The organism is Massilia putida, from assembly GCF_001941825.1.
Classification (GTDB): Bacteria; Pseudomonadota; Gammaproteobacteria; order Burkholderiales; family Burkholderiaceae_D; genus Telluria; species Telluria putida.
On record NZ_CP019038.1, the window covers coordinates 2,737,010 to 2,758,878 of the forward strand.

The window sequence follows — 21,869 nt, forward strand, 5'->3', positions numbered from 1 at the left end:
GGCGGGAACCCATACTGAACTGACCAGGACGCTCAGCATGGATTCCCGCTTGCGCGGGAATGACGTTACATCATTCCCCCAAGTACGCCGCCTGCACGCGCGGATCATTCAGCATGTCCTGCGCATTGCCCGTCATCGTGATCGCGCCGGATTCCATCACGTAAGCGCGGTGCGCCGCCTGCAGCGCCAGCTTCGCGTTCTGTTCCACGAGCAGGATCGTGATGCCCTGCTTCGACACGTCGCGGATCACCTCGAAGATCTTCTCGACCATGATCGGCGCCAGGCCCATCGACGGCTCGTCCAGCAGCAACAGGGTCGGATGGCACATCAGCGCGCGCGCCATCGCCAGCATCTGCTGCTCGCCGCCGGACAGCGTGCCGGCCAGCTGGCCCGAGCGTTCCTTCAGGCGCGGGAACACGGTGTACCACTTCTCGATGTCGGCATCGATGCCGGCCTTGTCGTTGCGCGTGTAGGCGCCCATCAACAGGTTTTCATGGATGGTCATGCGCGTGAACACGCCGCGGCCTTCCGGCACCATGGCCAGCTTCTGCTCGACGAGCTTGAACGATTTATTGGGGGTCAAAGGCTGGCCGAGATAGGCGATCGTGCCTTCGACCTTGCACGGCGGCAGCGTGCCGGTAATGGCCTTCAGGGTCGTCGTCTTGCCCGCGCCGTTGGCGCCGATCAGCGTGACGAGTTCGCCGCGGTTGACTTCCAGGTCGACGCCCTTGACGGCCTTGATGCCGCCGTACGCCACCTTCAGGCCGGCAATCTTGAGAACGTTATCGGGCTTCAAGCGGCACCTCCGAGATAGGCTTCGATGACGGCAGGATTCTTCTGGATCTCGGCCGGCAGCCCTTCCGCGATCAGCTTGCCGTATTCCAGCACCGAAATGCGGTCGCACAGCCCCATCATGAGTTTCACGTCGTGTTCGATCAGCAGGATCGTGATGCCCGCGTCCTGGATCTTGACCAGCAGTTCGCGCAGCGCCACCTTTTCCGTCGCATTCATGCCGGCCGCGGGCTCGTCCAGCGCGAGCAGCTTCGGTTCCGTCGCGAGCGCGCGTGCGATCTCCAGGCGGCGCTGGTCGCCGTACGACAGATAGCGTGCCGTGCGCTGGCCGAACTGCCCGATACCGACGAAGTCCAGCAACTCCTGCGCGCGGGCGCGGATCGCCGCCTCTTCACGGCGTGCGGCCCCGTGGCGGAAGATCGCGCCGAACACGCCCTGGCGCGTGCGCACGTGACGCCCGACCATCACGTTTTCCAGCGCGGACATTTCGCCGAACAGGCGGATGTTCTGGAACGTGCGCGCGATGCCGGCCTTGGCGACGGCGTGCGGGGCCGACGGCGAATACGGCTTGCCATCCAGCTCGAACGTGCCCGTGTCCGGCTGGTACAAGCCCGTGATCACGTTGAAAAAAGTGGTCTTGCCGGCGCCGTTCGGGCCGATCAGGCCGTAGATCTGGCCCTTGGCGATCTTGATGCCGACGTCCGTCAGAGCCTGCAGGCCGCCGAAGCGTTTATTGACGCCGGAGATATTCAGGAGAATCTCGCTCATGCCTCGTTCTCTTCCTTTTCCTCTTTGGCGATCGCCGCCGCCGGGCGGTCTTCCTTCACGGGCGACGGCCACAGGCCGGCCGGACGGTTCAGCATGATAAAGACCATCGCCAGGCCGTACAGCAGCTGGCGCAGCACCTCGGCCTCGATGAGGACCTTGCCGAACAGTGCCTGCTGCGCCGGTTCGACGACGTGGCGCAGCACTTCCGGCAGCGCGGCCAGCAGCACGCCGCCCATCACGACGCCGGGAATGTGGCCAATGCCGCCCAGCACGACCATCGCCAGCACGGCGATGGATTCCGTCAGCGCGAACGATTCCGGCGACACGAAACCCTGGAACGCGGCGAACATGGCGCCCGCCACGCCGCCGAACGACGCGCCCATCGAGAACGCGAGCAGTTTCACGTTGCGCGTGTTGATGCCCATTGCCTTCGCGGCGATCTCGTCCTCGCGGATCGCGACCCAGGCGCGGCCCAGGCGCGAATGCTGCAGGCGGCTCGTCATGAAGATCGTCACGATGCACAGCAGCAGGAACAGGAAGTAGTAGGCATTCACGGACGGCATGCCGAACCCGCCGATATACACCGTCGCGCGCGAGCCCGCTTCGCCCGCCAGCGACACGCCGAAGATCCGGATCGGATCGATCAGGTTGATGCCTTGCGGGCCGTTGGTGACATTGATCGGATCGTTCAGGTTGTTCATGAAGATCCGGATGATCTCGCCGAAGCCGAGCGTCACGATGGCGAGATAGTCGCCGCGCAACTTCAGCGTCGGCGCCCCCAGCAGCGCGCCGAACAGCGCGGCCACGAGCCCCGCCAGCGGGACGATGAACCAGACGGACAAGTGGATGCCGTTCGTGCGCACGTCTTCGCCAAAGGTGCGCACGATGGCGTCCTGCAGCTCGGGGTGGTAGTTCACGACGGATTCCAGCAGCGCCGCGAACTGCGGCGACGCCAGCAGGCCGGTCAAATACGCGCCGACGGCGAAGAATGCAATATAGCCCAGGTCCAGCAGGCCGGCGAAGCCGACCACGATGTTCAGCCCGAGCGCCAGCATGATGTACAAGAGCGCCATGTCGATGATGCGCACCCACGAGTTGCCGAACTGCGCGGCCACGAACGGGAAGACCAGCATCACGGCCAGCAGCACGGCCATGCTGGCGTAGGACTGGCGGGGTTTGTGCGCGGTGTCGAAGGTCAGGAGAGCCATGTTCCGTTCTCCTTACGCGCGGTCGGCCACGCGCTCGCCCATGATGCCGGACGGACGCACGGTCAGCACGAGGATCAGCACGATGAACGCGAAGATGTCCTGATAGTGGCTGCCGAGGAAGCCGCCGGTCAGGTCGCCGATGTAGCCGGCCCCCAGGCTTTCGATGATGCCGAGGACGATCCCGCCGATCATGGCGCCATAGATATTGCCGATACCGCCCAGCACGGCGGCCGAGAATGCCTTCATGCCCGGCACGGTGCCCATCGCGAACTGGATCGACGCGTAGTTCGCGCCCCACATCACGCCGGCGACGGCCGCCAAGGCGGCGCCGATGGCGAACGTGGCGACGATGACGCGGTTCGAATCGACGCCCATCAGGCCGGCCACGCGCGGGTTCTCGGCGACGGCGCGCATCGCGCGGCCCATCCGGGTCTTTTCGACGAGGACGACGAGGCCGACCATCGCGGCGGCCGCCAGCACGAGCAGCAGCACCTGGGTGTGCGAGATCACGGCGCCGCCGATATTGACCGGATCGGACGACAGCAATTGCGGGAACGGCAGCGGGCTGCGGCCCCAGATCATCATGGCGAAGGTCTGCAGCAGGATCGACACGCCGATCGCGGTGATCAACGGCGCGAGGCGCGGCGCGTTGCGCAGGCGGCGGTAGGCGATGCGTTCGATGAGGACGTTCACGATCATCGTGACGGGGATGGCGCCGGCGATGGCGATGGCCAGCTGCACGCCGCCGGGCAGGCCGGGAAAGGCACCGTCCAGCAGTTTCAGGATCGACAGGCCGACCATGGCGCCGATCATCAGCACGTCGCCGTGGGCGAAGTTGATGAGGTTGAGCACGCCGTAGACCATCGTGTAGCCGAGCGCGACGAGCGCATACATGCTGCCCAGCACCAGCCCGTTCAGGATCTGTTGGACAAAAGTTTCCATGCTTGTGTGGTTTCCTTTCGAACTAACAAAAACGGCACCCGGGGTACGAGTGCCGCTAGTCAAGCAACATAATTCCGAGCGTCATCATAGCGAGTTTTAGAAAAACTGACATCGGAAAATGAAAACCCCGTCGTTTTCGGCATTGCCGGAAACGACTTCCCGCGAAGGCGGGAACCCATACTGAACAACAGAATTCGGTACGTCGACGACAATACGGCGTCATTGAAGACTCGACTTCGGAACCTCAGCATCGATCCCGCCTGCGCGGGGATGACGGTGTTAAGAAACTTTATACGTCCCGCAACGTAATGACCGGCATCGTCAGATCGCGCTTGTCCTTGAAGAACGCGACGTCGAACAGCGCCGCGGCGCCCACGACCTCCTTGCCGATGCGGCGCAGCAGGGTCGCCGCCGCCTCGATCGTGCCGCCGGTCGCCAGCACGTCGTCCACGATCAGCACGCGCCGGCCCTTGATGCGCGCCGGCTGGATCTCGATCGTCGCGCTGCCGTATTCGCGGCGGTAGTCGATGCCGATCGCGTCGCCCGGCAGCTTGCCCGGCTTGCGCGCCATCGCGAAGCCGATGCCGCGCTGGTACGCGAGCGCGCCCGCGAGCATGAAGCCGCGCGCATCCATCGCGAGGAGGAAGTCGACGTCCAGGTGGGCCGCGCGCTCGTTCAGCGCGTCGATGGCCAGCTGCCAGTGGTGCGGGTTGTCGAAGACGCAGCCCACGTCGATGAAATTCACGCCCGGTTCCGGGTAGTCCTGGAAGAATTCCAACGGAATGGCAGCGAAATCGGCGGGCGAGCGCGGGCGCAGGTCGAATACGTTCATCGGATCGCTCAGGCCGCGGCGGACGCCTTGCCGCCGTCCAGGCCCTTGGGCAGCGGGAACGTGACGTGCTCCTCCACGCCCTCGAGCGCACGCACGCTGGCGGCGCCCAGGTCCTTCAGGCGCTCGATCACAGCCTGCACGAGCACTTCCGGCGCCGACGCGCCGGCCGTGACGCCGATGCGCTTCTTGCCGGCGATCCAGGCCGGGTCGATGCCGGCGGCGTTGTCGACCATATAGGCCGGCGTGCCCTTCTTTTCCGCCACTTCGCGCAGGCGGTTCGAGTTCGAGCTGTTCGGGCTGCCGACGACGATCACGACTTCGACCTGCGGCGCCATGAATTTCACGGCTTCCTGGCGGTTCGTCGTCGCGTAGCAGATGTCGCCCTTCTTCGGCTCGATGATGTTCGGAAAACGTGCTTTCAGCGCGGCGATGATGTCGAGCGTGTCGTCGACGGACAGCGTGGTCTGCGAGACATAGGCCAGCAGATCCGGGTTGGCGACGTTCAGCGTCGCGACGTCCTCGACCGTCTCGACGAGGTGCATGCCCTCTTCCGCCTGGCCCATCGTGCCCTCGACTTCCGGGTGGCCGGCGTGGCCGATCATGACGATCTCCGCGCCCTGCTTGCGCATCTTGGCCACTTCCACGTGCACCTTGGTCACCAGCGGGCAGGTCGCGTCATACACTTTCAGACCGCGCGCTTCGGCTTCCTCGCGCACCGCCTTCGACACGCCATGCGCGGAAAACACGAGCGTGTTGCCGGCCGGGACATCGTCCAGGTCTTCGATGAAGATGGCGCCCTTGTTGCGCAGATCGTTGACGACGTAGGCGTTGTGGACGATCTCGTGGCGCACGTAGATCGGCGCGCCGAACTGCTGCAGGGCGCGCTCGACGATCTCGATCGCACGGTCGACGCCGGCGCAGAAACCGCGCGGCTGGGCTAACAGGATCTCGTTTTCCATGTATCGGTGATGGGCTGTGGTTAGAGCACGGAAATCAGCTGGACTTCGAATTTGAGCGGCTGGCCAGCGAGAGGATGGTTGAAGTCAAACACGGCGTCGTTCGCGCGCATCTCGCGCAGCACGCCGGCAAAGCGGCCGCCGCCCGGCGCACGGAAATCGACGAGGTCGCCGACCTGATAATCGGCGTCCGGTTCCGAGTTCTCGTCCAGAGTCTTCTTCGTTACGACCTGGATCAAATCGGGATTGCGCTCGCCGAACGCATCAAGCGGAGTCAGGTCGAACGTCGTGTGCGTGCCTTCTGCGAGGCCGAGCAGGCGCTGCTCCAGGAACGGGGCGAGCTGGCCCTGGCCCAGCAGCAAAGTCGCCGGCGTGCTGCCGAAGGTCGTGATGAGGTCCGTGCCGTCGGCGGTGGCAAGACGATAATGCAGGGTCAGGTACGACGATTCGGTGACGACGGGAGCGTTAGTGGAGGACATTGTTGCGTGTTCGGTTGACGTGGAGGGTAGGAAGGGCCTGTTACCAGAACCCCTCCCCCCTAAGAACCGTGCTTGCGACTTTCACCGCACACGGCTCAAGCATAATAAAAGCTCCTATACAGGAGCCGGTTTCACAACTTGTAGATTAAGGCTGTGCACTTGGGCGTGACAATTTGGGTGCAATAATACGCGATTTCCAAGGGCATCGCTGCCCCCGGCCACACGGTAGACTATGTGATGGTCGTGCCATCCGGTCTCCATGTCCATCTCGTATCCACACAGCGCACACAAGCCGCGTTGCTCCAAGTACAACGTTGAGAGCTGCTTCCGGTAACGCAAGTTTTTCAACATGCGCTCCTGACGCAGATCTTCACCGTACTTTTCCCATTGCGGATCGTAAGGATGGAACTCTCCTTTGATCTTCTTGTGGCGTTCGATGGCTGTCCCCGCGAGCGAGTACAGTTCCATCACCTCCTTGCTTCCGTCAGCTGCGACAACGTCCACAGCAAAGACCCACTTCCGATCACCAACCGTCCGCCAATACTTCTTGCGAACCCAATTGGCACTCTTGTTTGGGTGTCTGCGCTTGGCCCACCGCATGAGCCGCCAAAACAGCAGCCAGTCCATGCGTGAGAAGGCTTCCTTGGCAACGACGGGACTGTGGTACTGCGCCCAGCCCCTTAACATCGGGTTCAGCAGTCGGATTAGATCCTCCTGCTTCACCATCAGACGTTCGCCGATCACCTTCCTCAGCTTTTCATAGAACTCGTTTGTGTTCTTCTTACTCGGCTTAATGAGCAGTTTCCCCTGATACTTCCGGAAATTCCACCCTAAGAAGTTAAAGCCTTCGTCGATGTGTACGATTTTGGTCTTGGCTTGGGATAGTCGCAATCCCCGCGCTGCGAGAAATGCTTCGATCCATGGCCGGACTTCTGTTTCCAGTAGCTCTTGTGAAGCCCCGGTTACTACGAAATCGTCCGCATATCGTATGACCCCGACTTTCAGCTTTTCGACTTTTTTCTTACCGAACCTGGAACCGAGGTGCTGAAATAGCTCCTCCTCAAGTCCGTTTAGCGTCCAATTTGCCAACGCAGGGCTGATAACGCCACCCTGCGGGGTTCCTTCCTCGGTTGGCAACAATCGCGCCCGGTCAATAACCCCGGATTTCAACCATTTCCGGAGAATCGTCTTGTCCATACGAACATGATCAATTAACCAGTTGTGGTTGATATTGTCGAAGAAGCCTTCGATGTCTGCATCTAGCACCCATTGCGCCGATGTTTTCCGGCAAGTCTGGAGAAAGATTTGCAGCATCGCGTCCGCCGTTGAGCGATTTTTCCGGAACCCGTAAGAGTTCGGGTCGCTCACCGTTTCCAGTACCGGATCGAGCGCCAGCTGATGCAAAGCTTGCATGGCGCGATCTTTCATGGTCGGGATACCCAGTGGGCGTTCCTTTCCATTGGCCTTAGGAATATAGACCCTCCGTAGTGGCAGGGGCCAATAGCGGCGCTTCTCCAACTGTGCAATTGCGGCGAACTTTTGCGCTGGTGTGTCCCACAGTTTCTGGTCCACCCCTGCGGTACGCTTGCCTTGATTCTCAGTCACTCGTCTAACTGCCAGCGCTTTCGCACTGAACGAGCGGGTCAGCCACCGTTGCAGAGATTTGACCCTGCGCCAATTGCCTTCCTGTGTTGCCTTCGTTAAGCGAATCTGCATGACTCTTACGTTCTTCTGAACGCGCCGCCAGTCGATGGCGGCCCAGTCCATGGGAACGTCCGAGGACGCAGAATCGATTGCATGGCATTCGATTACTTTCATTGCTGAACCTCGTCGTAATAATGCCCGCCGAGGACGCAGCTTTCCCCGAAGGGAAAGTACATCCCTTCGGGGTTGTTGAACTACTTATCGTCTATGTAGTCGCTTGCGACTATTACACCTGATGGAAGTCTGCACGCTTTCACGTTGGGACAAATTTTGAATCCCTATCCGACCCATTACAGGCCGGCCTTCGCTTTTTCCATCCTCCCATACCCGCTCCGCCAAGGGCTCCCCTTCGGGTTTTTCCTTCGAGTTGCTTGCCTGCCTCGATGTTTTGAGGCAGGCGACGAATCGGGCTTACCACGTTCCCTGCGGTACCAGCACGGCCAGACTGCGCCGCACATGGCTGTTTAGGGTCTGACTATCCCCCGGTGGTTTTATGACGACGTGTCCCCAGTTTGCACAGAGACATCCAACCACATACCGTTTTGGTCCAGGCCGCCAGCAGCTTGGGCCTGTCAATAGTCACGAGGGTTCCAACGTCAGTTCACATTACGTTACCCGTGCAGCCTCACCTAGCACCCGACCGCCTTGCTGCTGGCAGTTCATGCCCTCACACTCGCGTGGAGGGCACCGTTTTCACGGGGTTACATTACCGTCGAAGCTTCGGCACCGATCTGTTACCAGAGCAGCCCGTTCAAGTGGGTGACGGGTGGTCGTACACCCGGTCACAGCCCTTCCCTGTCCGGAGAAGGATGTGACAAGGCACCGCAGAACTTGCGCGATATTGCTTTCCATCTTGCTAGACATGGTTGAGATTCCATGCGTCGGACTTTTAATTTGCAAAGAGTCCGCTGCTTCCGATACTGCTGAAAATATTTTCAGAATCGTTGCAGAGAAACAACACATAAACTGCTTTGTGGGCAGAAATGCGAACCAAACTAGGCTTGATCATTGATCTAGCTGTGTTCGACTCGAGTTTTTGAGCAATGTGTTTGTTTGCTTTTTGACCCAAAATTGCGGACGCAATTAGGGAGCCCTCGGTGTTTACATGCCAGCCCCATGAGATTTTAATAATAAAATCAAGGACTTACCGATCGGCTTGCAGGATGGATACAACTTTAGCTAACTGCCGCAAAGGCGGCGATCGCGACCACGTGTCGCACGCAAACCGCTATTGTAAGCGTTCCGTGCCGCTCCCGCCTCAGCCGTCGTCATTTTGTCGTGGCCGGGAAACGCGGGCTCAGCGCCGCAGCTTCCAGCCGCCATCGACGTCGATCACGCTGCCGGTGATAAAAGTATTACCAGCAAGCATGACGATGACCTCGGCCACGTCCGCCGCCGTTCCGACACGCCCGGCGGGCACGGCCGCGCCCATTTCTTCGAACAAGCGGCTGCGCTGCGCGTCCGGCACGCGGTGCCACCACGGCGTATCGATCACGCCCGGCGCCACCATATTCACGCGCAACGGCTGCAGTTCCGACGCCAGGATGGGCAGCATCGCCTCCAGCGCCCCGTTGATGGCGGCCAGGCCGGCCGTTCCTGGCTGCTGGGCGCGGGCGGAGATGGCGCCGACCAGCGTCGCGGAACCGCCCGCCGCGATGCCGGTCAGGCTGGCTTGTAACACGTTCAGCTGGGGCCAGAACTTGCCGTCGAAGCCGGTCCGCAAGTCGTCCAGCGCCAGCTCGCGGAACGCGCCGGCCCCGGACGCGCCGGACGCGCATACGACCAGGTGATCGAACGGGCCGTGCCCGGCGAAGAACGCATCGCATTGTTCGCGCCGGGCGGCATCGAGCTGGACGAAGCGGATGCCGGGCACCTCGAGGGCGGCGCCTTTCGCGGCGTCGCGCCCCGTCACGGTGACGCTGGCGCCCGATGCCGCAAAGCGGCGGGCGCTTTCCAGGCCGATGCCGGACGTGCCGCCGATGACGATGATGCGCTGGTCTTTCATGGTCTGCCTTTCATGATGGGTTGCAATGAAAAGCAGTGTAGGAGCGGCCGCGCGCCGGCGGAAATCATATCCGCCGATACGACCCATCGGGGCCGCCGATCACGCGGCGATGCGATCAACCTGTTCGCGCAGCCAGGCCAGCGCCGGGTCGGCATGGAAGCGCGGATGCCAGGCCGCGTACAGCGCAAAACCCCGGCTCTCGAACGGCAGCGGGAAGCTGTCGAGCACGCCGGCATGCCAGGCCGCCAGCCGCGACGGCACGGTGGCGACGTGGTCGGACTGGCACAGCAAGCGGGCACGAGCGCGAACGATTGCACGGACAGCACGACGTTGCGGCTGCGGCCCAGCGCCTGCAGATGCTCGTCCATGAAGCCGTGCAGGCTGCCGCCGCTCGTGGAGACGAGCACGTGACGGAGGGCGCAATACGCGTCGAGGGCCAGCGGCGCCGTGCCGCGCGGATGGCCCTTGCGCTGCACCATGACGAAATGCTCGTCGAACAAGAGCCGGGCGCGCATATTCTCCGGGACCATGCGTTCCGAACCGATCAGCAGGTCGACCTCCCCGTCCTGCAGCTGCGCCGCGATCCGGGCGCCGTCGGCCATCCGGAATGCCAGGCGCACGCCCGGCCCCGCGCATTGCGCCAGCCGGCCGGCCAGCGGCAGGCCCAGCACGACGGTCGACAAATCGCTGGCCGCGATCTGGAACGTGCGCTGCGCGGTGGCGGGATCGAAGGCCGGCTGTCCGCGCACGATGCCGGCCAGCTGGTCGAGGGCCGCGCGCACGGGTTCGGCGAGGTCGAGGCCGCGGGTCGTCGGCGTCATTCCGCGGCCATTGTCGGCGGGCAGCAGCAGCGGATCGTCGAACAGCTGGCGCAGGCGCGCGAGCTGACCGGACACGGCGGACTGGCTCAGGTGCAGCCGCCGGGCGGCACGGGTCACGTTCGCTTCCGTCAGCAAGGCGTCGAGCGTGACGAGCAGGTTCAGGTCGAAGGCGCGGAGGTCGTTCATGCGCTTATTATTGCGCATGCCCAAGCCAGCGGTTTCCCGTCGCGCGAATAATGCACGCTCGCATAGGGAGGAGCTCGGATGGGTATCGAAGACTGGCCGGAACAGACCCGGCCGCGCGAACGGCTCGTGCGCGAAGGGGCGCAGGCCCTGTCGGATCCGGAACTGCTGGCGCTGCTGCTGCGCGTGGGCGTACGCGGCAAGAGCGCAGTGGAACTGGGCCGCGACATCCTGCGGCATTTCGGCTCGCTGCACGGCTTGTTCGGCGCCAGCCTCGACGATGTGTCCGAGGTGCATGGCCTCGGCATGGCGAAATATGCCCAGTTGCAAGCCGTGATGGAACTGGCACGGCGCGCCATCGCCGAGCAGTTGCAGAGCGGAGAAGCGTTCGGCTCGCCCGAACTCGTCAAGCGCTACCTGCGCATCAAACTGGGCGGCCAGCGCCACGAATCCTTCGTCGTGCTGTTCCTGGACGTCAAGAACCGGCTCATTGCCGACCGCGAACTGTTCCGCGGCACGCTCACACAGACGAGCGTCTACCCGCGCGAAGTCGTCGTCGAAGCCCTGGCGCGCAATGCGGCCGCCGTGATCCTCGCGCACAACCACCCGTCCGGGCTGCCGGAGCCGAGCGACGCCGATCTGCGGCTGACGCAGGCGCTGGTCCAGGCGCTGGGCCTCGTGGACATCCGCGTGCTCGACCATTTCATCGTCGCGGGCCCGCTGGTGCATGCATTCTCGGAGCACGGACAGATCTGAGCTAGCATGCTGTTTTCACCGTGACAGATGAGCCCATGACCCTACGCATCCTTGCCCTCTGCGGCAGCCAGCGCGCCCGTTCGATGAGCGGCGGCGTGCTGCGCGCCTGCCGCGACCTCGCGCCGGCCGGCGTCGCCATCGACCTCTTCGAGCAGCACAAGGATTTCCCGCTGTTCAATCCCGAGCGCACCGACCAGCCCTCCGGCGTGCTGGCTCTGCAGGACGCGATCACGGCGGCCGACGCCCTCCTCATCGCCAGCCCAGAGTATGCGCACGGCGTCACGGGCACCCTCAAGAACACGCTCGACTGGGTCGTCGGCCACGCGCCGTTCGCGGGCAAGCCGGTCGCCGTGCTCAATCCGTCGTATCAATCGTTCCACGCGGACGAGGCGCTGAAGGAAACGCTGCGCACGATGTCGGCCGACCTCGTCCTCGACGCCTGCCTGCGCATTCCCGTCATCGGTTCCGGCGTGGATCCGGACCGGATCGCGGACATTCCCCGCTTCGCGACACCCATCGCGGCCGCGCTGCGCGCACTCGTGGCGCATATCGGACGCACCGCCGCGGCCCCGATAACCCGGGAATAATGGTGTGTAAACAGGACCTTACGAAGCAAACATTGCGAGAATTCACGATTGTTAAATTTCGTAGATTTATCGAGAAACAATTTTTTTCCGCAAGTTGTTGATTACGCGACGGTTTTCAAGCTATACTCTCGTTTTCCGATTGTGGAAGTTTATTCAAGGAGTGCGCTATGGCACGTGTTTGCCAAGTTACTGGCAAGGGTCCGATGGTTGGCAACAACGTCTCCCACGCCAACAACAAAACCAAGCGTCGTTTTCTGCCGAACCTGCAGAACCGCCGCATCTTCGTAGAATCCGAAAACCGCTGGGTCTCCCTGCGTATTTCGAACGCCGGCCTGCGCGTCATCGACAAGCTCGGCATCGACGCTGTGCTGGCCGACATGCGCGCCCGCGGCGAGAAAATCTAATTAGGGAGTCATCATGGCAAAAACTGGCCGCGACAAGATCAAACTGGAATCGACCGCAGGTACCGGTCACTTCTACACCACGACCAAGAACAAGCGCACGATGCCGGCGAAGATGGAAATCACCAAATTCGACCCGAAAGCACGCAAGCACGTGATCTACAAAGAAACCAAGATCAAGTAATCTGGTTCTTTGCTTCAGAAAAGCCGCCCACTTCGCAGTGCGCGGCTTTTTGTTTTTCTGGGCCATTGATTGGAGTCATTCGATTCACGTGGCCGCGCCGCTATAGTCGAACGTCCCCTTCGCTGGAGAACGCATGATGAGGCACTTTCGACTGTCGCTGCTGCCCGTCCTGGCCTGTCTGGCCGCCTGCTCCACGCCCTACCGCCCAGCCATCGTCGTGCACGACAGCGCGACGTTTCCCGGCATCGCGGGCATCACCGCGCTCGCCGGCGCGCGGCCCGTCGACGTGATCCTCGTGCATGGCATGTGCACCCACGATACCGGCTGGGCGGAACGCCAGATCGACCGCATCGCCGGCATCATCGAAGCGCACGGGCCGTCGCCGATACCGGCGACGGGCGTGCCGGCTGCCGGCCCGGTCGCCCCCACGCGCATCGGGATCGTCGAGCGCACGCGCCGGCTGGCCGGCGGCACGGTCCGCTTCCACGCCCTCGTATGGTCGCCGCTGACGGCCCCGCTGAAGCACCAGCTCGACTTCGACATGACGGGCGATCCGACCGATTGCTCCGGCGCCGGCGAATGCAAGCCCAAACGCACCTCGCTGAACGGCTACGTCAAGGACAATCTGCTGAACGATTGCCTGTCCGATGCCGTCATCTACCAAGGCGAGAGCCACGTGGCGATCCGCGACGCGATGGTCCAGACGATCGCGCACGTGATCGACAACAATCCGGACAGCGAAACGCCCCTCGTCGTCGTCGCGGAAAGCCTGGGCAGCAAGATGCTGTTCGACGCCTTGAGCGCCATGCTGGAATCGTGGCAGCCGCGGACCCGGGCGCTGGGCCAGGAGGCGGCGCGCCGGCTCGGGCTGCTGTTCATGGCCGGCAACCAGTTGCCCATCCTCGGCCTGGCCGAGCAATCGGCCGGCCCGCGCGCGCTGGCGGTGCAGGACTCGCTGCAGCGCTTCCTCGACTTGCGCCGCCGCCAGCCCAACCGCCGCACGGAAGCCCTGCGGCGCCTGGCCGTCGTCGCCTTTACGGATCCGAACGACCTGCTGTCCTACCGTCTGCTGCCGGCCCGCTACACGGCGCCGGACGTGGCCGTGGCGGACGTGCTCGTATCGAACGACAGCAGCTGGCTGGGATTGATCGAGAATCCGATGACGGCGCACCTGGACTATCTGGCGAATCCCGACGTGGGAACGATGATCGCCTGCGGCTTTCCACCCGAGCGGTTCTGCCGCTGATTCATTCCGGCACGCTGCCGTGCGCTGGCTGGCCACGGATGCGCGTACAGTGAAATGACCGGCGCCGCCGCCCGATGCTCGTCTCAGGCCAGTACCGGCAACGGGATATGAATCGAGAGCATCATGAAAGAATCCAGACCTTCCAATACCTTCCGTGGATTGCCGCTCACGCCTGAACAGGACAGTGAGATTCGGCACTATATCCACGTCAAGGAACGCAACGGCATCCCATGGGACACGCCCGAACTCGCCGCCATGCTGGCGGACATGCTGGATCCGCCCGAGCTGGCGGCTGAAGAGCGCCAATCGATCGACGACAGCATGCAGACCGAACACGCTACCGCCCAGGAAGGCGTCGACGCCGATTTGCTGCCGCCCGGGGCCGGACGGGGCGTCACCTGAACCGGGCGCCGTCTACCTACCGGATTCGTCCGGCGCCGACGGCGTGATGGCTTCGGAAATGGATTGCTCCGGGCTGAGCCGGCGCCGCAAGTCGGGATGCGTCAAGACCCGGCGAATGACCTCGGATGGAACGAACTTGTGTTCCATATAGCGCTGGGCCAGCTCCGCGTTGCGGACGGCAAGGATATTCAGGCCGCGCGCGACGGCATTTGCGGTGACTTCGTCTGAACGGCGCTGGCGCTCTTGCATGACACGTTTCTCCCTGACTTCCGTGCGGCGATCATACCCGCGCCGGATGCGATCTGCAGACTTTTCCGGCGCATTGCCGCGCGCCACGATCCACAAATGAAAACACCCCTGCGCGAGGGGTGTCGTGATGGGCCGGCCATGCCGGCTCCGTCGTCATGCTTACGCGTAGCTGCGCAGGCGCATCGAGAACTCTTGCAGCGACTTGATGCCGGACGCTTCGGCGCGGGCGCACCAGTCCTGCAGCTGGTGCAGCAGTTGGTCGCGGGTCGAATGCGAGCGTTCCCAGATCGCGCCCAGTTCCACGCGCATCTGGTGCATCGTCTCCAGGGCCTTGCTGTGCTGGAACAGCTCGACCAGCTGGGCCTGTTGCGGCGCCTGCAGCTTGGCCGGTTCGCTCTGCATCAGCTTGCGCGAGCTCTTGAGGAAGCGCGATTCCAGCTCGGCCTTCTGCTTCAGGTGCTCGACTTCCTCGCGGAACGCGAGCTTGACCGACTTGGCATACTTCGCCATCACGTCGTAACGGTTGGCGATGACGGCCTGCAGGGTGTCGAAGTCGGCTTCCAGCTTGTTCTTTTGCAAGCGCGGCTTCGGAATGGTCTTCTTGACCTTGGCCAGGCCCACCATTTCCATCGCGCGGATATACCCCCAGCCGATGTCGAACTCGTACCACTTGCTCGACAGCTTGGCCGACGTGGCGAAGGTGTGGTGGTTGTTGTGCAGCTCTTCACCACCGATGATGATGCCCCACGGCATGATGTTCCGAGCCGCATCGTTGCAGTCGTAATTGCGATAGCCCCAGAAGTGGCCGATGCCGTTGATGATGCCGGCCGCCGTGATCGGGATCCACAGCATCTGCACGGCCCAGATCGTGATGCCGAGGACGCCGAACATCGCGACGTTCAGCGGCAGCAGCATCGACACGCCGAGCCAGCTGTAACGCGTGTACAGGTTGTTCTCGATCCAGTCGTTCGGGCAACCGTGGCCGTATTTGTCCAGGGTTTCCTTGTTCTTCGTTTCGGCGCGGTACAGCTCGGCGCCGCGCAACAACACTTCCTTGATACCGCGCGTTACCGGGCTGTGCGGATCGTCCACCGTCTCGCACTTGGCGTGGTGTTTGCGGTGCACGGCGGCCCATTCCTTGGTCACCTGGCCGGTGGTCATCCACAGCCAGAAGCGGAAGAAATGGCTCGCGATCGGATGCAGGTCCAGTGCGCGGTGCGCCTGGTGGCGGTGCAGGTAAATCGTCACGCCGGCGATCGTGATGTGCGTGACAATCAGCGTGTACACGACCATCTGCCAGACCGACAGGTCGAACAGACCGCCGTCCAGGAAGGACAGCACGGCGTGCAGGGTGTTGCTGAGAAAATTCATCGATACTCCACTAAGGATGACTAGGGTCGTGCCGTTCTTTCTATGGAACAGTCGCTATGACAAGAGTGTCACGCTTTAATGCATGACGCAAACACGCATTTTAACGTGGAACCTATGCCGCACGGCACGTACTGACGCAATCAATGCGCTCCCGACGATGAATTTTGCGCCGGCTGCGTGATTCGCGCCACAACCGAAGCTATATGGGAGTCAAGGAGGCGCGTATCAACAGAGGGATAGCCCAGTTTGATGGCGCCCGATTGCACGAGGGCATAGATCTTTTTATTGATTTCCGAAACGACACCGCCCTGCCCGTTCTCCGGGTCGGCGATCCAGAATCCCAGGTCGAGCTCGTAGCCGTCCGGACCGAAACGCGACAGCGCAATGCCGGGCGCCGGCTCTTCCAGCACGCGCGGCGTCCCGACCGCCTGCTCGACCAGCAGCGGCATTACCTGGTCCAGGTTGGAACCGTAGGCGACCGTGACCTTCGTCGAGGCACGCACCTTGCGCGTCGTCAGCGACTGGTTTTGCACGGGGCCGGAAATCAGTAATTCGTTCGGCAACACGGTCTCGACGCCGTCCAGCCCTTGCAACACCGTGTAGCGCGTGTTGATCTGGGTGACTTTGCCGGTGAACGTGCTGACCGAGATCATGTCGCCGATCGACAGGCTGCGCTCGAGCAGGATGATGAAGCCCGACACGTAGTTGCTGGCGATTCTTTGCATGCCGAGACCGAGACCGACGCCTAAAGCGCCGCCGAACACGGACAGCACGGTCAGATCGATGCCGACCAGGTTCAAGCTCAGCAGCACGGCCGAGACGATCAGCAGCGCACGTCCCAGGCGCGCCAGCGCCACCCGCAGCGAACTGTGCAGCGCGTGCACGCCCATCAGCCGTTCTTCCAGCGCGGCGCCGGCCCACAGAGCCAACATCAGCGCGACGACGACGGATGCGATGGCTTGCGCGATATCGGCCAGCGTCACGCTGCTCGACTTCTTGGGACCGAACTGGATCTTGTAACTGTCGAGGAAATCGAAGATGTCCGGCCACAGGCCCGTGATGTACAACACCACGGCCAGCCACGCGACGAGTGCAAAAATCTTTTCGAACGTGACGAACGCCTGCCCCAGCGGCCCGCGCCGCGCGAACACGCGGCGCAGCAGGTAAAACACGAGGCGGATCGCGGCCAGCGACCAGAACACGGGGATCGCCACTTTGACGATGTTCGTGTGGAAGTGGCTTTTCGTCAGAAGGAATTGCGCCAGATACAGCAAGCCGACGACGAGCAGCGGCGCCACGACGCGCGTGAAACTCTCCACGCCCGTGTGCAGCAGGCTGCCCTCTTCGCCGCGGCGGCGGCGCCACCAGACGCGGACCAGTTGCGCGCTGAGCCAGCCGAACAGGATGCAGGCGACGACGGACCCGACCTGCCACGGCATGCCGGGGCGGCTCAGGTCGTCGAGCAGATCCCCCATCAGGCTGGTCAGCGGCATCGGCTCCAATTACTCCGCTGGCGTCTCGTCGGCGGCGGCCTTGGCGGGCGCGGCCTTGCGCTCCAGCACGGCGGCAAAGAAGCCGTCCGTACCATGCTTGTGCGGCAGCATTTTAAGATAGTCGCCCATCTCCAGCGGAATGCGCTGTTCGGCCAGGACTTGATGCATCGGCACCAGTTCGAAATCCGGATGCGAGGCGAGGAAGCCCTGCACGATGCCGTCGTTTTCTTCATCCAGCAAGCTGCAGGTCGCGTACACGAGGCGGCCGCCGAATTTCACGAGGCGGGCGGCGCCGTCCAGGATCGAGGCCTGCTTTTCCGTCAACTCGGCGATACCTTCGGGCTGCTGGCGCCATTTCACGTCCGGATTGCGGCGCAGCGTGCCCATGCCCGAGCACGGCGCGTCGACGAGCACGCGGTCGATCTTGCCGGCCAAACGCTTCACTTTCGCGTCGCGTTCGTGCGCGATGACGACAGGATGAACGTTCGACAGCCCGCTGCGCGCCAGGCGCGGCTTCAGCTTCGTCAACCGTTTTTCCGACACATCGAAGGCGTACAGGCGGCCCGTATTGCGCATGATCGCGCCGATGGCCAGCGTCTTGCCGCCAGCGCCGGCGCAAAAGTCGACGACCATCTCGCCGCGGCGCGCGCCCAGCAGCTGGGCCAGCACCTGGCTGCCCTCGTCCTGCACTTCGACCACGCCTTCCTTGAACAGCGGCAGGTTCTGCAGCGCCGGCTTTTTCCAGATGCGCAGGCCCAGCGCCGAATAGGGCGTCGGCTCGGCGGCGATCGGTGCCGTCGCCAGCTCGGCGATGACCTTGTCGCGGTCGGATTTCAGCGAATTCACGCGCAGGTCCAACGGGGCCGGCGTGTTCAGCACGGCGGCCAGGGCCAGCGTCTCTTCCTCGCCGTACTGGGCGACGAATTTGTCGTACAGCCAGTCCGGCAGGTTCGCCAGCTTCTTCGGCGGCAGCAGCGAACGGTCGATCTCCTTGATGCGCGTCAGCAGGGCCGTTTCGTCTTCCGACAGGCCGCCCAGCGAGTCCGCGCCGATGGCTTCCGCCATGCCCAGCAAGGTGAGGCGACGCATCGTCGCGCCGGCGCCGGCGAAATCGGTGAAGAAGGATTTGTTGCGCAGCACGGCATAGACGCATTCGGCGATGGCGCCGCGTTCGCGGCCGCCGAGGCGGGGATGGTCCTTGAAGTAGCGCGACAGGGTGACGTCGGCGGGGGACGTAAAGCGCAGGATCTCGCGCAATACCTCTTCAGCATTGCCGAGTATCGCGGGTGGCAATCTCATGGTGTTCCTTGAATAATGTCAGGGGGTCGCGGCGATCCGGACCTCGCCGCCTTCGATGCTGAGCCTGCCTTCGATGAACAGGCGCACCGCTTGCGGATAAATGACGTGTTCCTCTGCCAGCAGGCGTTCCGCCAGGCTCTCCTCCGTATCGCCCGGCAGCACGGGGATGCGCGCCTGGATCACGGCCGGACCGTGGTCCAGCTCGGCGGTGACGAAGTGCACGGTCGCGCCGTGCTCTTCGACGCCCGCGTCCAGCGCCTGCCGGTGCGTGTGCAGTCCGGGGAACAGCGGCAGCAGCGACGGGTGGATGTTCAGCATGCGGCCCGCGTAGTGCTCGACGAACGCTGGCGTCAAGATGCGCATGAAGCCGGCCAGCACGACGAGGTCCGGTTCGAACCGGTCGATCGTTTCCTGCAGGGCGGCGTCGAACGCTTCGCGGGTCGGGAATTCCTTGTTGGGGACGACGGCGGTCGGAATGCCGTGGCTTTGCGCAAATGCGAGGCCTTTGGCGTCCGGCTTATTGCTGATCACGGCGGCGATGCGGGCCGGCCAGGCCTCGGCCTGCTGCGCGCGCACGATGGCTTCCATGTTGCTGCCGCGGCCAGAAATAAGGATCACGATATTTTTCATAAGCGCGCATTGTAACCCGAGCCGGTGGGTGAGCCCAAGGAAGGTCGCCCGGGAAACCGAGAAAGCCGAGGTGCCCGTCGGCTTCGACGCCTTCCCCGCGCAAGCGGGATAGCGCCACCGGCGCTCCCCATGCGGAGCGATCGAAGTCGAATGACGGGCAGTGAAAAATATGATCGGAGCACGCTTTGGAAGCCGCGTGGCTCATCGTCGTTCCGATTTCGGATGTTTAACATGGAAGGAATCGTGCCGGGGCACTATTCCCGCCTTCGCGGGAACGACGCATCCCGGCCTTATTCGAACGGGCGTGCGCCCACCCAACCCACGGATTGGAGCGATTGCGGCTCTTCGAACGAATAAAATACGCGGAACGGGACTTTTTTCTCGGCCCAGAATTCGGCCGCGTCGCGGAATACGTCGAGCAGGGTTTCGCGCGCTTCCTTGTCGAATTTCTGCGTATTCGGCAATTGGTCGAGCACGGCGATGAAGCCGGGCTGCGGTCCGGCGTCGGCAATGACGTGCGTGAGGCAGTTGCGCAGCGCGTCGAAATTCTTGCTGCACGGCTTGGGGAAAAAGAATTGCTCGCCGATGCGGGCGCAGACCTGCTGCTTCGTCTGCGCGTTCGAGCACAGGGCATAGAGAAAGTGATGACCCAGGCGCATCGCCTCCTTCTGCAGCTCCGGTGCACGGTAAGCGCGGATGGACTGCACAAGATTCGGCGGTACTCTCATCAACAAACTCATTTTTTCCTCAAGTCACCCAGTCTGGTTCTGCTGCTCCAGGCGCGGTGTTGTGGAAGCGGCGGGCTTGTTCGCTTTCTCCTGGTCTCGTTTCTTCGCGCCAATAAAACCCCAAGTCTCCTAAGGGTAACGTTTTGTGGTAAGCGAATCAACCCGAATATGGACGAGCCGGCCATATTTGTAAAAAAAGACGAGTTTTCTCATCCATTGTTGGCGGTTTTTCCACGCTTTTCTCCTCTGAAGTCGGAGTTTTGACGTGTATACCTCCTGTTACATTTTGTTGCCACGCGGATCGTAAAAGACGGCCAACTGGCGCTAAGATTCAAACGTGGCGAATCGCCTTTACTAATACAACGCATCCGCAGCACCACCAGAACGAGGTATGACCATGAACCTGAAAGCCAAACTGATTCTTTCCGCCGTCAGCGTGTGCGCCCTGCCGCTGGCCCAAGCCCAGGCTGGCGATTTCGAAGACTTCGGCCGCGTGGTGCGCGTGCAGCCGCGCATCGAGCAGGTGCGTACGCCGCGCCAGGAATGCCGCACCGATTACGTCCAGACCCCGGTCCAGCAACAACGCAGCCAGGCCGGCACGGTCATCGGCGGCATCGCCGGCGCCCTGCTGGGCAGCCAGGTGGGCCACGGCAACGGCAAGGTGGCCGCGGCCGCGGCCGGGGCGATCGCGGGCGGCATGGTCGGCGACAACGTCGACAACAATGGCCGCGACTACGGTCCGCAAGTGCAGGAACAGGCCGTGCAGCGCTGCCGCACCGTCGACTCCATCCAGGAGCGCACCAACGGCTACGACGTGACCTACGACTACCGCGGCCACACCTACACGACCGTCATGAACCGCGACCCGGGCAACCGCGTGCGCCTGCGCGTGTCGGTCGAAGCGGACCAATACCAGTAACAAATCTTCCGGCGCGGGGGACCGCCCCCTTCCCCGAGCCGTCGGCTTCCTCCGCAGCGTCTGCTGCCATCCACAGCGCTTCTTGCGCTGTGGATTCCCGCCCCCGATAATAGGATGTTCCCTTCGCTCATCCTATGCTCATCAAACGTAAATCCATCGAACAGGCCGAATCGTCGCGCCGTCCCGCACGCAAGCCCAAGTTTGCGCCCGTCACCCTGTCCGAGCAGGACGGTGTGCGCTACCTCCATTTCGGTACCGAATGGGTGCAAGGCGCCATGCGCATCCGCAAGCCGGACTGGCCGGAACTCGAATACGCCCAGCAGATGATGGCCTGGATGCTCTTCATCGACGACCCGCAGGCCATCGTCCAACTCGGCCTCGGCGCGGCGACTTTGACCAAGTTCTGCTATCGCCAGTTCCCGCAAGCGCAGGTGATGGCCGTCGAACTGAACCCGTCCGTGATCGCGATCTGTCATTCGATGTTCAAGCTGCCGCCGGACGACGAGCGCCTGCACGTGCTCGAGATGGATGCGATGGATTTCGTGCTGGACGACGCCAACCACGACGCGCTCGACGTGCTGCAATGCGACCTGTACGACGCCACCGCGCGCGGCCCCGTGCTCGACACGCCCGAGTTCTACCAGGCCTGCAACGCCTGCCTGACGGACCGCGGCGTCATGACCGTCAACCTGTTCGGCGACCACCCGAGCTTCCCGAAGAATATCAAGGCCATGCGCTTCGCCTTCGCCCACGTGATCTGCCTGCCCGAAGTCCACGAGGGCAACGTCGTCGCGCTGTGCTTCAAGACGAAGCCGGACCTCGATCCCGCCCGCCTCGCCGCGCGCGCCGCGCAGATCGTGGCGGCGACGAAACTGCCGGCCAAGTCCTGGGTCAACGGCATCGCCGCGAACTGA

24 protein-coding genes are annotated in these 21,869 nt (G+C 62.9%); 8 read left to right on the forward strand and 16 right to left on the reverse strand.

Translation table 11 applies throughout. The features are described 5' to 3' along the window. Positions 1 to 70: 70 nt before the first annotated feature. The 10 genes from BVG12_RS14425 to BVG12_RS14470 all read right to left on the reverse strand — a co-directional run bounded on the left by BVG12_RS14425 (position 71) and on the right by BVG12_RS14470 (position 10,693). A complete protein-coding gene (locus tag BVG12_RS14425) occupies positions 71 to 796 on the reverse strand; it encodes an ABC transporter ATP-binding protein (RefSeq protein WP_075792995.1) in 726 nt (241 codons plus the stop codon). After that, positions 793 to 1,560: an ABC transporter ATP-binding protein gene (locus tag BVG12_RS14430; protein ID WP_075792996.1), complete on the reverse strand. Its 768-nt coding sequence runs from the start codon at positions 1,558 to 1,560 to the stop codon at positions 793 to 795. Before BVG12_RS14430 ends, BVG12_RS14425 begins: the two co-directional genes overlap by 4 nt. Continuing rightward, complete coding sequence (locus tag BVG12_RS14435; RefSeq protein ID WP_075792997.1) at positions 1,557 to 2,768, reverse strand: ABC transporter permease subunit; 1,212 nt, start codon at positions 2,766 to 2,768, stop codon at positions 1,557 to 1,559. The genes BVG12_RS14430 and BVG12_RS14435 overlap by 4 nt, the downstream gene beginning before the upstream one ends. Positions 2,769 to 2,780: 12 nt before the next feature. Further along, positions 2,781 to 3,710, reverse strand: coding sequence for a branched-chain amino acid ABC transporter permease (locus BVG12_RS14440; RefSeq protein WP_075792998.1), 930 nt, complete (start codon positions 3,708 to 3,710; stop codon positions 2,781 to 2,783). A 289-nt stretch (positions 3,711 to 3,999) separates the two neighbouring features. Then, the gene (locus BVG12_RS14445; protein ID WP_083685058.1) at positions 4,000 to 4,542 is read right to left on the reverse strand and encodes an adenine phosphoribosyltransferase; all 543 of its coding nucleotides are present in this window, start codon (positions 4,540 to 4,542) and stop codon (positions 4,000 to 4,002) included. 8 nt (positions 4,543 to 4,550) lie between these two features. Next, positions 4,551 to 5,501 (reverse strand): 4-hydroxy-3-methylbut-2-enyl diphosphate reductase, encoded by a 951-nt coding sequence (ispH, locus tag BVG12_RS14450; RefSeq protein ID WP_075792999.1) that lies wholly within the window; start codon positions 5,499 to 5,501, stop codon positions 4,551 to 4,553. A gap of 20 nt (positions 5,502 to 5,521) precedes the next feature. Further along, positions 5,522 to 5,977: an FKBP-type peptidyl-prolyl cis-trans isomerase gene (locus tag BVG12_RS14455; protein WP_075793000.1), complete on the reverse strand. Its 456-nt coding sequence runs from the start codon at positions 5,975 to 5,977 to the stop codon at positions 5,522 to 5,524. Between the two features lie 114 nt (positions 5,978 to 6,091). Next, positions 6,092 to 7,795: a group II intron reverse transcriptase/maturase gene (gene ltrA, locus BVG12_RS14460; RefSeq protein WP_075793001.1), complete on the reverse strand. Its 1,704-nt coding sequence runs from the start codon at positions 7,793 to 7,795 to the stop codon at positions 6,092 to 6,094. A gap of 1,183 nt (positions 7,796 to 8,978) precedes the next feature. Next, positions 8,979 to 9,686, reverse strand: a complete 708-nt coding sequence (locus BVG12_RS14465; protein WP_075793002.1) for an SDR family oxidoreductase — start codon at positions 9,684 to 9,686, stop codon at positions 8,979 to 8,981. Then, complete coding sequence (locus tag BVG12_RS14470; protein ID WP_229503880.1) at positions 9,683 to 10,693, reverse strand: LysR family transcriptional regulator; 1,011 nt, start codon at positions 10,691 to 10,693, stop codon at positions 9,683 to 9,685. The genes BVG12_RS14465 and BVG12_RS14470 overlap by 4 nt, the downstream gene beginning before the upstream one ends. Before the next feature lie 78 nt (positions 10,694 to 10,771). On the opposite strand from BVG12_RS14470, the gene radC reads away from it, so the two are divergent. From radC to BVG12_RS14500, 6 genes are all read left to right on the forward strand, one after another. After that, a complete protein-coding gene (gene radC / locus BVG12_RS14475) occupies positions 10,772 to 11,446 on the forward strand; it encodes a RadC family protein (protein ID WP_075793003.1) in 675 nt (224 codons plus the stop codon). A gap of 35 nt (positions 11,447 to 11,481) precedes the next feature. Continuing rightward, positions 11,482 to 12,033: an NADPH-dependent FMN reductase gene (locus BVG12_RS14480; RefSeq protein WP_075793004.1), complete on the forward strand. Its 552-nt coding sequence runs from the start codon at positions 11,482 to 11,484 to the stop codon at positions 12,031 to 12,033. Between the two features lie 167 nt (positions 12,034 to 12,200). Further along, positions 12,201 to 12,437: a 50S ribosomal protein L28 gene (rpmB, locus tag BVG12_RS14485; RefSeq protein ID WP_025511730.1), complete on the forward strand. Its 237-nt coding sequence runs from the start codon at positions 12,201 to 12,203 to the stop codon at positions 12,435 to 12,437. A 13-nt stretch (positions 12,438 to 12,450) separates the two neighbouring features. Next, on the forward strand, positions 12,451 to 12,618 hold the full coding sequence (gene rpmG / locus BVG12_RS14490; protein WP_005665735.1) for a 50S ribosomal protein L33: 168 nt from the start codon (positions 12,451 to 12,453) through the stop codon (positions 12,616 to 12,618). A gap of 133 nt (positions 12,619 to 12,751) precedes the next feature. Then, on the forward strand, positions 12,752 to 13,864 hold the full coding sequence (locus BVG12_RS14495; protein WP_075793005.1) for a hypothetical protein: 1,113 nt from the start codon (positions 12,752 to 12,754) through the stop codon (positions 13,862 to 13,864). 123 nt (positions 13,865 to 13,987) lie between these two features. Continuing rightward, a complete protein-coding gene (locus BVG12_RS14500) occupies positions 13,988 to 14,266 on the forward strand; it encodes a hypothetical protein (RefSeq protein WP_075793006.1) in 279 nt (92 codons plus the stop codon). A 12-nt stretch (positions 14,267 to 14,278) separates the two neighbouring features. Here BVG12_RS14500 and BVG12_RS14505 read toward each other — a convergent pair whose 3' ends face one another. The 6 genes from BVG12_RS14505 to BVG12_RS14530 form a co-directional block, all read right to left on the reverse strand. Beyond that, positions 14,279 to 14,515 (reverse strand): hypothetical protein, encoded by a 237-nt coding sequence (locus tag BVG12_RS14505; RefSeq protein WP_075793007.1) that lies wholly within the window; start codon positions 14,513 to 14,515, stop codon positions 14,279 to 14,281. Positions 14,516 to 14,674: 159 nt separating this feature from the next. Beyond that, complete coding sequence (locus BVG12_RS14510; RefSeq protein WP_075793008.1) at positions 14,675 to 15,886, reverse strand: DesA family fatty acid desaturase; 1,212 nt, start codon at positions 15,884 to 15,886, stop codon at positions 14,675 to 14,677. Between the two features lie 140 nt (positions 15,887 to 16,026). Then, positions 16,027 to 17,379 carry a mechanosensitive ion channel family protein gene (locus BVG12_RS14515; RefSeq protein WP_075793009.1) on the reverse strand — a complete coding sequence of 451 codons (1,353 nt, stop codon included), beginning with the start codon at positions 17,377 to 17,379 and terminating at the stop codon, positions 16,027 to 16,029. Between the two features lie 9 nt (positions 17,380 to 17,388). Beyond that, positions 17,389 to 18,678 carry an RsmB/NOP family class I SAM-dependent RNA methyltransferase gene (locus tag BVG12_RS14520; RefSeq protein ID WP_075793010.1) on the reverse strand — a complete coding sequence of 430 codons (1,290 nt, stop codon included), beginning with the start codon at positions 18,676 to 18,678 and terminating at the stop codon, positions 17,389 to 17,391. Positions 18,679 to 18,696: 18 nt separating this feature from the next. Further along, positions 18,697 to 19,308 (reverse strand): phosphoribosylglycinamide formyltransferase, encoded by a 612-nt coding sequence (gene purN / locus BVG12_RS14525; RefSeq protein ID WP_075793011.1) that lies wholly within the window; start codon positions 19,306 to 19,308, stop codon positions 18,697 to 18,699. A 290-nt stretch (positions 19,309 to 19,598) separates the two neighbouring features. Further along, positions 19,599 to 20,048, reverse strand: coding sequence for a barstar family protein (locus tag BVG12_RS14530; protein WP_075793012.1), 450 nt, complete (start codon positions 20,046 to 20,048; stop codon positions 19,599 to 19,601). 385 nt (positions 20,049 to 20,433) lie between these two features. Between BVG12_RS14530 and BVG12_RS14535 the strand changes: the two genes are divergently transcribed. After that, positions 20,434 to 20,955 carry a glycine zipper 2TM domain-containing protein gene (locus tag BVG12_RS14535; RefSeq protein WP_075796373.1) on the forward strand — a complete coding sequence of 174 codons (522 nt, stop codon included), beginning with the start codon at positions 20,434 to 20,436 and terminating at the stop codon, positions 20,953 to 20,955. A 134-nt stretch (positions 20,956 to 21,089) separates the two neighbouring features. Further along, positions 21,090 to 21,869 (forward strand): spermine/spermidine synthase domain-containing protein, encoded by a 780-nt coding sequence (locus BVG12_RS14540; protein WP_075793013.1) that lies wholly within the window; start codon positions 21,090 to 21,092, stop codon positions 21,867 to 21,869.